The 13924-nt window shown below is 64.7% G+C and carries 13 protein-coding genes; 1 reads left to right on the forward strand and 12 read right to left on the reverse strand.

Going from position 1 to position 13924, the window contains the following annotated elements; translation table 11 throughout:
• Position 1: 1 nt before the first annotated feature.
• The 6 genes from ACVDHE_RS14545 to ACVDHE_RS14570 form a co-directional block, all read right to left on the reverse strand.
• Positions 2–844: an energy-coupling factor transporter ATPase gene (locus ACVDHE_RS14545; RefSeq protein WP_418724886.1), complete on the reverse strand. Its 843-nt coding sequence runs from the start codon at positions 842–844 to the stop codon at positions 2–4.
• Between the two features lie 7 nt (positions 845–851).
• Positions 852–1457 carry a VanZ family protein gene (locus tag ACVDHE_RS14550; protein ID WP_458884969.1) on the reverse strand — a complete coding sequence of 202 codons (606 nt, stop codon included), beginning with the start codon at positions 1455–1457 and terminating at the stop codon, positions 852–854.
• 4 nt (positions 1458–1461) lie between these two features.
• The gene (locus tag ACVDHE_RS14555) at positions 1462–2325 is read right to left on the reverse strand and encodes a class I SAM-dependent methyltransferase (protein WP_213038681.1); all 864 of its coding nucleotides are present in this window, start codon (positions 2323–2325) and stop codon (positions 1462–1464) included.
• A 176-nt stretch (positions 2326–2501) separates the two neighbouring features.
• Positions 2502–3083 (reverse strand): flavodoxin family protein, encoded by a 582-nt coding sequence (locus ACVDHE_RS14560; RefSeq protein ID WP_458884970.1) that lies wholly within the window; start codon positions 3081–3083, stop codon positions 2502–2504.
• Positions 3080–4417 carry a 2-hydroxyglutaryl-CoA dehydratase gene (locus ACVDHE_RS14565; RefSeq protein ID WP_458886187.1) on the reverse strand — a complete coding sequence of 446 codons (1338 nt, stop codon included), beginning with the start codon at positions 4415–4417 and terminating at the stop codon, positions 3080–3082. The genes ACVDHE_RS14560 and ACVDHE_RS14565 overlap by 4 nt, the downstream gene beginning before the upstream one ends.
• Before the next feature lie 9 nt (positions 4418–4426).
• Entirely contained in the window at positions 4427–7366 is a 2940-nt protein-coding gene (locus ACVDHE_RS14570; RefSeq protein ID WP_458884971.1) for an acyl-CoA dehydratase activase, read from the reverse strand.
• A 179-nt stretch (positions 7367–7545) separates the two neighbouring features.
• On the opposite strand from ACVDHE_RS14570, the gene ACVDHE_RS14575 reads away from it, so the two are divergent.
• A complete protein-coding gene (locus tag ACVDHE_RS14575) occupies positions 7546–8157 on the forward strand; it encodes an epoxyqueuosine reductase QueH (RefSeq protein WP_458884972.1) in 612 nt (203 codons plus the stop codon).
• Between the two features lie 124 nt (positions 8158–8281).
• Here the strand turns inward: ACVDHE_RS14575 and ACVDHE_RS14580 are convergent, their stop codons facing one another.
• The 6 genes from ACVDHE_RS14580 to ACVDHE_RS14605 form a co-directional block, all read right to left on the reverse strand.
• Positions 8282–9637 (reverse strand): PFL family protein, encoded by a 1356-nt coding sequence (locus ACVDHE_RS14580; protein WP_418724895.1) that lies wholly within the window; start codon positions 9635–9637, stop codon positions 8282–8284.
• Between the two features lie 258 nt (positions 9638–9895).
• The gene (locus tag ACVDHE_RS14585) at positions 9896–10165 is read right to left on the reverse strand and encodes an ACT domain-containing protein (protein WP_213038684.1); all 270 of its coding nucleotides are present in this window, start codon (positions 10163–10165) and stop codon (positions 9896–9898) included.
• A 93-nt stretch (positions 10166–10258) separates the two neighbouring features.
• Positions 10259–10735: a hypothetical protein gene (locus ACVDHE_RS14590; RefSeq protein ID WP_418724890.1), complete on the reverse strand. Its 477-nt coding sequence runs from the start codon at positions 10733–10735 to the stop codon at positions 10259–10261.
• A 107-nt stretch (positions 10736–10842) separates the two neighbouring features.
• Positions 10843–12054: an aspartate kinase gene (locus tag ACVDHE_RS14595; protein ID WP_213038686.1), complete on the reverse strand. Its 1212-nt coding sequence runs from the start codon at positions 12052–12054 to the stop codon at positions 10843–10845.
• 72 nt (positions 12055–12126) lie between these two features.
• The gene (locus ACVDHE_RS14600) at positions 12127–13320 is read right to left on the reverse strand and encodes a homoserine dehydrogenase (RefSeq protein ID WP_458884973.1); all 1194 of its coding nucleotides are present in this window, start codon (positions 13318–13320) and stop codon (positions 12127–12129) included.
• Positions 13321–13338: 18 nt separating this feature from the next.
• The gene (locus ACVDHE_RS14605) at positions 13339–13779 is read right to left on the reverse strand and encodes an ACT domain-containing protein (protein ID WP_213038688.1); all 441 of its coding nucleotides are present in this window, start codon (positions 13777–13779) and stop codon (positions 13339–13341) included.
• Positions 13780–13924: the final 145 nt, after the last annotated feature.

Genomic DNA, 13924 nt, shown 5'->3' on the forward strand with positions numbered 1-13924 from the left:
TTCACAGCGCGGCGGCGATGGCGTCGGCGCACGCCTCCACCGTCAGGGCCGTCAGGGGCACGTCCAGGCCGTCCCGGCGCAGCCGGTCCAGCAGGTCCACGGTGTCCGGCACCGTGAGGCCCATGGACCGGAGCTTGCCCACCTGGGTAAAGACCTCCTGGGGGCTCCCGTCCATGACCAGCTTCCCGTCGTCCATGACCAGAAGGCGGTCCGCCTCCTCCGCCTCGTTCATGTGGTGGGTGATGAGCACCACGGTGATGCCCTTCTCACGGTTGAGCCGGTGGATGGTGGTCAGCACCTCCCGCCGCCCCACCGGGTCCAGCATGGCGGTGGCCTCGTCCAGGACGATGCACGCCGGCTCCATAGCCAGCACTCCGGCGATGGCGATGCGCTGCTTTTGGCCGCCGGAGAGCAGATGGGGGGCGTGGCGGACGAACTCGCTCATGCCCACCGCCGCCAGAGCCTCGTCCACCCGGCGGCGGATCTCCTCCGACGGGACGCCCAGGTTCTCCGGGGCGAAGGCCACATCCTCCTCCACCACGTTGGCTACGATCTGGTTGTCCGGGTTCTGGAACACCATGCCCACGGTGCGGCGGATGGCCAGCAGCAGCTTCTCGTCGGTGGTGTCCATGCCCTCCACGTACACCTTGCCCCCGGCGGGCAGCAGCACGCCGTTGAAGGTCTTGGCCAGGGTGGACTTACCGGAGCCGTTGTGGCCCAGGACCACCACGAAGGTGCCCTTCTCAATGGACACATCCACGCCCGCCAGGGCCAGGAGGGGCTTCTGGTCCTCCTCCGCCGGATAGGCGTAGGTCAGATTTTCCGTTTGAATGATCGTCGGCATCGTTCTCTCACTTCTCTTGCAGTTTCCTCACGCGGAACCGCCCCGGGACCCGCGGGGCCCCGTGCTCCAGCAGCCGCAGCAGCCCAAAGCCCGCCAGGACCCCCAGGGTGTTCAGCATCAGATCGTCAATGTCAAAGGCCCGCCCCACCAGCAGCTGCCAGCACTCCACGGCGCCGGTAACGCACAATCCGGTGGCCAGGGCCCGCCTCCAGGTGTATCCCCGCCACAGCAGGGCGGCAAAAAAGCCGAAGGGCAGGAACATCACCACATTGCCCGCCAGGATGTACAGGGAGTGGGCGTCGGCGGCGAAGGTCCGAAAGGGCACCAGGCTCACGGTGCCCAGTTCAAAAAAGGGGTCGCCGCCCGTGTTCCAGGTGTATCCGTGGAGCAGGTCCACCAGGGACCACACCACCCACCGGGGCGTCAGGGTCAGGGCCGCCATGCCGCCGCAGAACATCCAGAACAGGGCCACGGCCCCCTCCCGGAGGGGCGGGCTCACCAGCCCGGCGCGGCGCAGTCTCCGTCGCCGCCAGGGCAGCAGGCAGCCGTACACCGTGAGGGCGGCGCAGCCGCCGGCCAACAGGGTCAGCAGATACGCTGCGGTCCTTCCCATGGCCTTATTCGCTGCACCAGCGGCCCGTGGCGCCGCAGGGCAGGGCCAGGCCGGTCTCCGTCACCGGAAGGCCCAGCTCATCCCAGGTGCAGCGGCCACCGTACTTCTCCGCCACCAGCAGGTGCAGCAGGTAGCCCAGCACCGACGGGGCCAGACCCGTGGTGTAGGAGTTGATGATGACGAACAGCGGCTTGTCCGACAGCACCCCAGCGCACAGCTTCACGAAGGGATACAGGTTCTCCTCCAGCTTCCACACCTCGCCGCCGGGGCCCCGGCCGTAGCTGGGCGGGTCCATGATGATGGCGTCGTAGGTCTTGCCCCGGCGGATCTCCCGCTCCACGAACTTGGCGCAGTCGTCCACGATCCAGCGGATGGGGGCGTCGGAAAGGCCGGACAGCTTGGCGTTGTCCTTGGCCCAGGCCACCATGCCCTTGGCCGCGTCCACATGGCACACGCTGGCCCCTGCCTTGGCGCAGGCCACCGTGGCGCCGCCGGTGTAGGCGAAGAGGTTCAGCACGCGGATGGGCCGCCCGGCGGAGCGGATCTTCTCCATGGCGAAGTCCCAGTTGACCGCCTGCTCCGGGAAGAGGCCCGTGTGCTTGAAATTCATGGGCTTGACCTGGAAGGTCAGCTCCCCGTAATGGATCTTCCAGCTCTCCGGCAGGGCCTTCTTCTCCCAGTGTCCGCCGCCGGTCTGGCTGCGGAGATACCGGCCGTCCGCCTTGCGCCAGGCGGGGTTGCGCCGGGGGCTCTCCCAGATGGCCTGGGGGTCCGGCCGCACCAGCAGCTGATCGTCCCACCGCTCCAGCTTCTCGCCGCCGCCGCAGTCCAGCAGCTCATAGTCCTGCCATTGATCCGCAATCCACATATCGCCGCTCCTTCCCTTCCGCCTCCGCCCAAGCGGAGGAGGCATGTCCATAGCAAATCATGTTATTATACCTCTTTCCCCGCCGGTTCGTCAATTCCTTTCGGCTGTCGAAGAGAGGCGAAACCCGGCGTTCCCGGGAAAAAACAGCCCCGGCGCAGCGCGCGCCGGGGCCTCGGTCATATTCTCTCCAGCAGCGTCCCGGCAAAGGCCCGGACCCGCTCTGTTTTTTCCTCGTCCATAAAGGGCACGTCATAGCCCAGGTGCCGCTCGGCGTGGCTGCCCAGATACCGCAGGCGGGAGTGGGCGCAGTAGCGCCGCATCCCCGTCTCAAAGAGGTCACAGCCCTTCTCCGGGCGGTAGCCGCAAGTCAGCAGCAAGGCCACGGCCTTCCCCTCCCACAGGGAGGGGCCCCGGGTCTCGCCGTAGAACTTGTTCATGCCGTACACCAGCCGGTCCAGCAGGGCCTTCATGGGCGCCGTGCAGTACCAGGAATAGATGGGCGTGGCCAGCACGATCAGATCCGCCGCCAGCACCCGGTCAAAGGGGTCCTGAACGTCGTCCCCCTGGGGACAGCCGAACACCGTCCAGTCCCGCTGGCAGATCCGGCAGGCCCGGCAGGGCCTGATCTCCCGGTCATAGAGCCACACCGTCTCCGTCTCCGCGCCGCCCTGCTCCAGCGCCTCGCAGAAGGGCGCCAGCAGCGCGGCGGTGTTTCCCGCCTTCCGGGGGCTGCCCATGAGGATCAGAACGCGCTTCACAGGGTCTCGCCGCCGCAGGCGGTGCAGGAAGCGCAGCTGCCGCAGGCCGCGCCGTCCTCCTCGTCAGGCAGGGACGGCGCCTCCCGGCCCGCCAGACGCTCCCGGGCCACCGCCAGCATCAGCTTGATGCGGTTTTCCTGGTTGACGCGGGTGGCGCTGGGGTCGTAGTCGATGGGAGTGATGTTGGCCTGGGGGTACAGCTCCCGGATCTTGTTGATCATGCCCTTGCCGCAGATGTGGTTAGGCAGGCAGCCGAAGGGCTGGGCGCAGACGATGTTCTCGTACCCGGCCCGGACCAGCTCGATCATCTCGGCGGTCAAAAGCCAGCCCTCGCCCATCTTGTCGCCGGTGGAGATGATGCCGTCGGTCAGCTTCACCAGTTCGTTGAAGGGCAGGGGCGCGTGATAGCCGTTGTCCTTGAGGACCTTGATGAGGACCTTCTCCATGCCGGCGATGTACTGGAGGATCACGTCGGACACATGCTTTTCCAGGAAGGAGCCGCCGTAGAGCCGGGCAGTCTCCGAGGGGTTGTAGGCGCAGTACTGCACGAAGCCCATGAGGCCCGGCAGGTTCACCTCGCAGTCCTGGCTGGCCAGGAACTTCTCCAGGTCGTTGTTGCCCAGAGGGGAGTACTTCACGTAGATCTCCCCCACCACGCCCACCTTGACCTTGGGCACCCGGTGGACGGGGATGGCGGCGAAGTCCGCGGCGATCTTCGGCATGGCGGCCTTGATCTCCCGGCCGGACCAGCCCTTGTCCTGAAGCACCCAGCCGCAGATGGTGTCAAGCCATTTCTCTTGACAGGCAGCCGCGTCGCCCTTGTGGGTCTCGTAGGGCTCCGTCTGGGCCTTCAGCGTCACCAGCAGGTCGCCGTAGTAGATGCAGGCCAGGAGCTTGCGCATCAGGGGCACCGTCATGGGAAAGCCGGAGTCCTTCTCGAGGCCCGAGAAGTTCAGGCTCACCACCGGCACCTGGGGATACCCGGCCTTGACCAGGGCCTTGCGCAGCAGGTGGATGTAGTTGGAGGCCCGGCAGCCGCCGCCGGTCTGGGTGATGATGAGGGCGGTGTGGTCCAGGTCGTACTTCCCGGAGCCCAGGGCGTCCAGGAACTGGCCGATGACCAGCAGGGCCGGATAGCAGGTGTCGTTGTGGACGTACTTGAGTCCCAGCTCACAGACCTGGCTGCCGCAGTTTTCCAGCAGCTCGCAGGTGTAGCCCGCCTGCTCCATGACGGCGGCCAGGATGCGGAACTGCACCGGAGCCATGTTGGGGATCAGGATTTTATGGGTCTTTTTCATCTCCGGGGTAAACTTGGGGTAATTCTGAAATTCCAGTTCCATGGCTCAGGCCTCCTTTCCTTCCGCACGGCGCTTTTCATCCTGCTCGTCCAGAGCCGCGAACAGGCTCCGCAGCCGGATGCGCACCGCGCCCAGGTTGGTGATTTCGTCGATCTTCAGCTGGGTGTACAGCTTTCCTCCCGCCTGGAGGATCTCCCGGGTCTCGTCGGAGGTGATGGCGTCCACGCCGCAGCCGAAGGAGACCAGGTGCACCAGATCGCAATCCTTCTGGTCGCAGCAGTACCGGGCGGCGGCGTACAGGCGGGAGTGGTAGGTCCACTGGTTCAGCACCGTGGTGGGGAATTTCTCCACCCGGTTGGAGATGGAGTCCTCGGTCACCACGGCGGCGCCCGCCCGGGTGATGAGGGTGTCGATGCCGTGGTTCACCTCCGGGTCCACGTGGTAGGGACGGCCCGCCAGCACGATGATGCGGCGGCCCTCCGCCCGGGCCTGGTCGATGATGCGCTCACCCTCCTTGCGGATCTGGGCCATGTGGTGGGCATACTCGGCATAGGCGGCGTCGGCGGCCTCCTTGATCTCCCCCTTGGTGATGTCCGGGAAATACTTGCGCAGGATGGTGAAGATCTTCTTGGTGAAGTCCTTGGGCCGGTGGAGGCCCACATAGTCGTAGATGAACTTGGTGTCCTTGATCTCCGGGCAGTTGCCGGCGATGACCTCCGGATAGTAGGCCACCACGGGGCAGTTGTAGTGGTTGTCGCCCAGGCCCTCGTCAATATTGTAGGTCATGCAGGGGTAGAAAATGGCGTCCAGCCCCAGCTTGGAGAGGAACTGAATGTGGCCGTGGGCCAGCTTGGCCGGGAAGCAGGCGGTGTCGCTGGGGATGGTGCCCTGGCCCTTGAGGTACAGATCCCGGCTGGAGAGGGGGCTGTGGTACACGGCAAAGCCCAGCTTGGTGAAGAAGGTGTGCCAGAAGGGCAGCAGCTCCCAGAAGTTCAGGCACAGGGGCAGCCCGATCTTGCCCCGCTTGCCGGGGACGGGCTTGTAGCTCAGGATCAGCTTGCGCTTATAGGCGTAGAGGTTCCGCTCGCCGGTGTCGGCCTTGCCGGTCACGGGCCGGTCGCAGCGGTTGCCGCTGATGAAGGTGGACCCGTCGGAGAAGGTGCTGACGGTCAGCTGGCAGTTGTTGCCGCACAGGCCGCACAGGCGGCTCTCCGTCCCCTGGCGGAAATCCGCCAGCGCCTGCCGGTCCAGCAGAGAGCTGGTCTGACCGGAAGAGGACTTGCCCCGGCCATACAGGGCGGCGCCGAAGGCGCCCATGAGGCCGGCAATGTCCGGGCGGATGACCTCCACCCCCATCTCCTTCTCAAAGGCACGCAGCACCGCCTCGTTGTAGAAGGTGCCGCCCTGGACCACGATGTTCCGGCCCAGTTCCTCGGGAGAGGAGGCCCGGATCACCTTGTAGATGGCGTTCTTCACCACGGAGATGGAGAGGCCCGCGGAGATGTTCTCGATGGTGGCCCCGTCCTTCTGGGCCTGCTTGACGGAGGAGTTCATGAACACCGTGCACCGGCTGCCCAGGTCCACGGGCCGCTCGGCGAACAATCCCAGCTTGGCAAACTCCTTCACATCGTAGCCCAGAGCCTGGGCAAAGGTCTGGAGGAAGCTGCCGCAGCCGGAGGAACAGGCCTCGTTGAGGAAAATGTTGCTGATGGCTCCCTGGTCGATCTTGAAGCACTTCATGTCCTGGCCGCCGATGTCGATGATGAAGTCGACGTTGGGCAGGAAGTGCCGGGCGGCGGTGAAGTGAGCCACGGTCTCCACCACGCCGTAGTCGGCGTGGAAGGCGGCCTTGGCCAGGTCCTCGCCGTAGCCGGTGGTGGTGACGGAGGCCACATGGAGGGCCGGGTGCTCGTCGTAGAGCTTCTGGAGCACCTCCCGGATCAGCGGCACGGGGTTGCCGAGGTTCGGCCGGTAGTCGGTGAAGAGGATGCGGGCGTCCTGGTCCATGACCACCATCTTGACGGTGGTGGAGCCGGAGTCGATGCCGATGTGGACCGGGGCGGCGTAGTCCGCGCCGAAGGGCACCCGGGGCACCGTGGCCTTGGCATGCCGGGCCCGGAAGGCCTCATACTCCTCCTGAGAGGAGAACAATGCCGGCTGGGAGCGGTAGGTCTCGGAGGCGCCGTGCTCCTGAAGCCGATCCGCCACCTCCGGAAGATCGAAGGTCCTGTCGGAGTAAAAGGCGGCGCCCAGGGCCACGAACAGAAGGCTGTTCTCCGGGCACAGGCCTGTGACGCCCAGGGTCTTGTCAAAGCTCTCCCGCAGGCACCGGGAGAAGGTCAGGGGACCGCCCAGATACAAGACGTTCCCCTTGATGGGACGGCCCTGGGCCAGGCCCGCGATGGTCTGGTTCACCACCGCTTGGTAGATGCTGGCGGAGATGTCCTCGGCCCGGGCGCCCTGGTTGATGAGGGGCTGCACGTCGCTCTTGGCGAACACGCCGCAGCGGGAGGCGATGGTATACGTCTTTTCCGCCTTCTGGGCGGCGGCGTCCATCTCGTCGGCGGTCATCTTCAGCAGCGTCGCCATCTGGTCAATGAAGGCGCCGGTGCCGCCGGCGCAGGAGCCGTTCATCCGCACTTCCATGCCGCCGGTCAGGAAGAGGATCTTGGCGTCCTCCCCGCCCAGCTCGATGATGCAGTCGGTGCCGGGGGTCAGGCGGGTGGCCGCCACCCGGGTGGCAAACACCTCCTGGACGAAGGGCACCTCCACGCTCTCCGCCATGCCCATGCCGGCGGAGCCGGAGATGGCGAATTCTGCCTTCCCGCCGGGGACATACTGCTCCGCCACCCGGCGCAGCAGCTCTTCGGATTTTTCCAGGATGTGGCTGAAATGCCGCTCGTATGTACTGTAAATCAGATGGTCCGCGTCGTCCAGCACCACGCATTTGATGGTGGTGGAGCCCACGTCAAGTCCCACTTTCAAGGTTACTGCCTCCTTACAGGTAAACGGTTACGCCGGGAATTTCACCGCGTAACCGCACGATTCCACATTAGTTGATATGATACTCTTTTTCGACAGGATGTTCAACTGGAAAAATCACCAGCAAGTGTGAAGAATTCGTTAAGATTCCTATTTTTCCCGCCTCTGGACTTTTCCCGGAAATGTGCTATACTGAACAGGACTTTTCAAAAAGCGAGGCGAATTCCATGGACCGTGTGCTGCTGCACAGCTGCTGTGCCCCCTGCTCTTTAAGCTGCATCGACCCCCTGCGCGCCGAGGGCATCGAGCCGGTGGCCCTGTGGTACAACCCCAACATCCATCCCTGGAAGGAGTACCAGGCCCGGCGGGACTGCCTGCTGGAGTATGCCCCCACCATCGGCATGGAGGTGCGGGTGTGGGAGGACTACGGCCTGCGGCAGTTCGTAGAGCACGTCGCCGGCAACATCGACGCCCGCTGCGCCTACTGCTACGGCCACCGATTGGAGGGCGCGGCAAAGTACGCCGCGGAGCATGGCTTTGCGGCCTTCACCTCCACATTGCTCGCCAGCACCTATCAAAATCACGAGGCCATCCGGGCCGCCGCCGAGGCCGCCGCGGCCCGCCACGGCGTGACCTTCCTGTACCGGGACTTCCGGCCCAACTTCCGCGCCGGGAACCAGCGGGCCCGGGAGCTGGGGTTCTACATGCAGAAGTACTGCGGCTGCGTCTTTTCCGAGGCGGACCGCTACCAGAAGCAGATCGACCGGGACAAGGCGAAATTTGCCGAGGGCTGAGCAGAGCATACCGCCGCCCTCCCCTGCTGTCCACTGTTTCGGGACCATCGGCCCCGACAGGAAGATGATCGGTACAAAACACAGCAAAGAGGACTGCCTGCAGGCAGTCCTCTTTTGTATGGTCTCAGTTTTTCAGGCTGTGGAGCGGGGCCGGGATGCGGCCGCCCCGGGCGATGAAGTCCGCGCTGGACTCCCGGTGGACCGGCATGACCGGGGCGGAGCCCAGTAGTCCGCCCATCTCGATGGTGTCCCCCACGTCCTTGCCGGGGGCCGGCAGAAGCCGCACGGCGGTGGTCTTGTTGTTGACCATGCCGATGGCGGCCTCGTCGGCAATGATAGCGGAGATGGTCTCCGCCGGCGTGTCGCCGGGCACGGCGATCATGTCCAGGCCCACGGAGCACACGCAGGTCATGGCCTCCAGCTTGTCCAGGCAGAGGGTGCCGCCGCGGGCGGCGGCGATCATGCCCTCGTCCTCACTGACGGGGATAAAGGCACCGGAGAGGCCGCCCACGGAAGAGGACGCCATGACGCCGCCCTTCTTCACCGCGTCGTTCAGCAGGGCCAGGGCGGCGGTGGTGCCGTGGGTGCCGCAGACCTCCAGGCCCATCTCCTCCAGGATCCGGGCCACGCTGTCCCCGATGGCCGGGGTGGGCGCCAGGGAAAGGTCCACGATGCCGAAGGGGGTGTCCAGCCGGGCGCTGGCCTCCCGTGCCACCAGCTGGCCCATGCGGGTCACCCGGAACGCCGTTTTCTTCACCGTCTCGGCCACCACATCGAAGGGCTGCCCCTTCACCGACTTGAGGGCGTGGTGGACCACGCCGGGGCCGGAGACGCCCACGTTGATGACCTTCTCCGCCTCGCCCACGCCGTGGAAGGCGCCGGCCATGAAGGGGTTGTCCTCCACGGCGTTGCAGAACACCACCAGCTTGGCGCAGCCCAGCCCGTCCCGGTCGGCGGTAGCGGCGGCGGTGTCCTTGATGATGCGGCCCATGAGGCTGACGGCATCCATATTGATGCCCGCCCGGGTGGAGCCCACGTTGACGGAGGAGCACACCAGCTCCGTCCGGGACAGCGCCTCCGGAATGGAGCGGATCAGCTTCTCGTCGGCGCGGGTCATGCCCTTCTGCACCAGGGCGGAGTAGCCGCCGATGAAGTTGACGCCGCAGGTCTTGGCCGCCCGGTCCAGAGCCAGGGCGAAGGGCACGTAGTCCTCCGCCTCGCTGGCGGCGGCCACCAGGGCGATGGGGGTCACGGAGATCCGCTTGTTGACGATGGGGATACCGAACTCCCGCTCAATGTCCTCGCCGGTGCGGACCAGGTTCTCCGCGCAGCGGGCGATCTTGTCGTAGATCTTTTCACAGGCGCGCCCCGGGTCCGGGTCGCAGCAGCTGAGCAGGGAGATGCCCATGGTGATGGTGCGGATGTCCAGGTGCTGCTGGTCGATCATCTCAATGGTGGATAAAATTTCCTTCTGATTCAGCATAATGGTTCTCCACAGTATCGTTATTCTTAAAGATCCCGCTTCCTGGGAACTGCCGCCCAGGAAAGGGGGCCAGGGGAAAACCTGCGATTTTCCCCGGTTGATTTGCCAAAAAGCAAATCAAGGAATTTCAATCATTTTCGGCAGGACATGCGCCTGCCGAAAATACCTTGACCCAGCCGCCCTGGGCGGCGTTCACCAGTGACCGATGTCACTGGTGGTGGGGGGCCTGCGGGGGGAGCCTGCTCCCCCGTACTTTCACACTCTGTGCATGGCGTCGAAGATCTCCTCCCGCTGGATGCGGATGGAGATCTCCATCTTCTCCCCCAGAGCCTCCAGCAGCCCCCGCAGCTCGCCCACGGAGGTGCGGGCCTTGCTGACATCCACGGCCATGACCATGGTGAAGGACCCCTGCAAAATGGTCTGGGTGATGTCCAGAATGTTGACGTTGTTCTCGGCCAGCAGGGCGCAGACGGCGGCAATGATGCCCACCTTGTCCTGCCCCACAACGGTGACGATGGCGTTCATAGTGTCTCCTCCTTGTGGGCCGGTCCGCCGGACCGGCCTCTCTTTCGCAGCATACCAAAGTATTATAGCATAGCTCCGGCGGCTTGTAAATCGTCAACCCGCCGCCAGGCCCTGGAACAATCCCCACGGCGGGACCAGGAAGGTCAGCAGGACATAGCAGGCCGCCAGCAGCCCACACAGAGCCAGCCAGATCCGGGGGCTCCGGGCACCATCGGGGCCGAAGGCGATCCCTGCCGCCAGGGCGCCCGCCCAGACCGCAAGGCACAGACGGCCGCTGCCGCCGGCGGCCAATATCGCCCCATTCAGCGCCGCGGCTCCCAGGCTCGCCAGCACAGCCGCCGGCAAATCCCGGACCACAGGTCCCGGCGCCCGCCCCAGGCGGCAAGTCAGAAAGCAGACCCCCAGCATGGGCCAGAATACCAGCTTGCTCAGTTCCCAGGGACTTGCCCGCTGAGGCACCAGCACCGCCGCCGGACCGCTCCGGACCGTGCCGTGGAGCAGCAGAAGCACCAGTCCCAGCAGCACCGCGGCCAGATACCGCAGTGCCACCCGATCGATCGTATCTCTCATGGTCTCTCACCTCTCTCCACCGTATGCAGCAGCGGAGGCGGAAAGACCGAAGGACAAACAGGACCGGGCCCGCGGGCCCGGTCCTCCGGATCGGCAGACGCCGGTCCTCAGATCTCGTCAAAGAACTTGGCGTGGATGGCCTTGACGGCCTTGTTCACATCCTCCTCGTCCAGCAGCACGGAGACCCGGATCTCGGAGGTGTTGATCATCTGGATGTTGATGCCCGCCTCGTACAGGGCCTCAAACATCTTGGCGGCCACGCCGCAGTTGCTCATGAGCCCGGCGCCCACGATGGAGACCTTGCCGATCTGTTCGTCGGTCTCAATGTGGTCGAAGCGCAGAGCTTCCTTGTGCTCGCCCAGGATCTGCTCGGCCTCGGCCAGGTCCTTCTTATGTACGGTGAAGGTGATGTCCTTGGTCTCCTCGCGGCCAATGGACTGCAAAATGACGTCCACGTTGATGTTGTGCTTGCTCAAAAGGTCAAAGACCTGGAAGGCGACGCCGGGGTTGTGCTGCAGTCCGATCAGCGCCACGCGGGCGATGCTGGTGTCCTTGGCGACACCGGCGATATTGGTTTTTTCCACTTTGGTGACCTCCTTCACTTTCGTACCCGGCTTGCGCTCCAGGCTGGATACGACTTCCAAATTCACTCTGAACTTCTTGGCCAGCTCCACGCTGCGGTTGTGGAGGACCTGGGCGCCCTGGCTGGCCAGCTCCAGCATCTCGTCATAGGTGATCTCGTCCAGCTTGCGGGCGTTGGGAACGATGCGGGGATCGGTGGTGTAGACGCCGTCCACATCGGTGTAGATCTGGCACAAATCCGCCCGGAAGGCCGCCGCCAGCGCCACGGCGCTGGTATCGGACCCGCCGCGGCCCAGGGTGGTGACGTCGCCGTTGCGGTCCACGCCCTGGAACCCGGTCACCAGCACGATCCGGTGCTGGTCCAGCTCCGACTGGATGCGCTCGGAATCGATTTTCTTGATGCGGGCATCGGAGTGGACGGAGGTGGACTGGATCCCCACCTGCCACGCCGCCAGAGACACGCAGGGCAGCCCCATGGACTCCAGCGCCATGGCGCACAGGGCCACGGAGATCTGCTCGCCGGTGGACAGCAGCATATCCATCTCCCGCTTGGAGGCGTTGGGGTTGATCTCCTCCGCCTTGGCAATGAGATCATCGGTGGTATCGCCCTGGGCGGAAAGGACCACGATCACATCGTTGCCCTTGAGGTAAGTTTCTGCGATGATGCCGGCCACATTCCGGATGCGCTGGGCATCCTTCACGCTGCTGCCGCCGAATTTCTGTACGATCAAGCTCATAGCGTTTCCTCTTTTACCTGAAATTGTTTGCCGCCGCTACACCAGTATACACACCCGGCGGCGGTTTGGGAATCAGCCCAGCACCCGCATGCAGGCCAGCACGTTCAGGGACTTGGCCCGGCGGGCGGCGTCCTCGCCGCTGACGGAGTCCGTCAGGAAGGCGGTCTCGCCGTCCTCACTGAGAACCTCCACCTGACCGAAGGCCATGGCGGCGTCGGTGAGGCTGCCCTCAATACGGAAATAGTACCGGGTGTGGAGCTCCATGGGGTCGCGGAACCCGGCGGGATTGGCCTCCCAGCCGATCTCCTCCCGGCGGGGACTGGCCTGGAGGGCCTCCATCACGTCCGCCACGCAGGCGGAGGCGGTGGGCAGTTCTCCGGCACCGCGGCCGTAGAACATGACCTCGCCGGTGGCATTGCCCTTGACCACCACGGCGTTGTACACATCCTCCACATTGGCCAGGGGGTGCTCCTCCGGAATCAAGTGGGGCGCCACATAGGCGGTACGTCCGCCGCCCGGCAGCCGCAGGCACCGGCCCAGAAGCTTCACCCGGTAGCCGGCCCGCTGGGCGATGCGCACATCCCGCAGGGACAGCTTGGAGATACCCTCCATAGGCACTGCAGCAGGATCCACCTGGCTGCCGAAGGCCAGGTCCGCCAGAATGCAGATCTTGCGGCCGGCATCGATGCCCTCCACGTCGGCAGTGGGGTCCGCCTCGGCATAGCCCTTGGCCTGGGCCTCCCGCAGGGCATCGGAGAAAAAGGCACCGGTGCGGACCATGCGGGTGAGGATATAGTTGCTGGTGCCGTTCAAAATGCCGTAGATCTCATCGATGCGGTTGGCCGCCATACACTGGGTCAGCGGGTGCAGCACCGGGATGCCGCCGCCCACGCTGGCCTCGAAGAGGTAGTTGACGTTTTTCTTCCGGGCCAGCGCCAGCAGCTCCGCGCCCTTTTCCGCCACCAGCTGCTTGTTGGCGGTGACCACGTGCTTGCCGGCGTTCAATGCCCGCTTGGTGTACTCATAGGCCGCCTCCACACCGCCGATGGTCTCCACCACCACCCGGATGGAGTCGTCCTCCTCGATACGCTTGAAATCATCTGTCATCAGCTGGCGGTAGGGCCCGTCCTGGAAATGCCGGACCAGGATGGTCTTGACCTGAAGGGGCTCTCCCAGCTTCCGCTCGATCTGCTTGGCATTTTCCGCCACCACCTTGGCAACGCCCGTTCCCACGGTGCCAAGGCCCATAATCGCAATCTGTATCATCGCCGTTCTCCTTCCGGTTTATCCCGCCAGAACCTCAAACTTCACCACGCCCTCCACTGCGGCCACGTCCGAGAGCAGCTGCTCCAGCGTCTCGGCCATGCCGCTGGTTTCGGCGGAGATGGTGACGGCGGCGCAGCCGTTGGTGGGAATGGACTGGTTGATGGTCAGGATGTTGGCACCGGAGGTGGCAAATACCGACAGCACCCGGCTGAGAACGCCGGTGTTGTCCTTGAGCATCCCGTAGAAGGTGATGATATGCTCTGACTTCATGTCGTTGAAGGGCTGGACCGAGTCCTTATACTTGTAGAACGCGCTGCGGCTGATGCCCGCCATCCGGGTGGCAGCACCCACAGTGGCCGCCTCGCCGGTCTGCATCATCCGCTTGGCCTCCGCCACCTTTACAAAAATCTCCGGCAGGGCCTCTGCCGCCACGATGTAATATCGGATCTCTCTCGCCATTTCGTCCGCCTCCCATGGTCAAATGTCTTTCAACGTCGACCATCTTAACATACTTTTGTCGCTGATGCAACCGAAACGTCGAAAAATCTTTTGGGGAAAACGGGGAATATCCCCAGGGCTCTGTCCGCCCATGGTGGGCAAAATG

It is taken from the genome of Dysosmobacter sp. Phy (assembly GCF_054476235.1).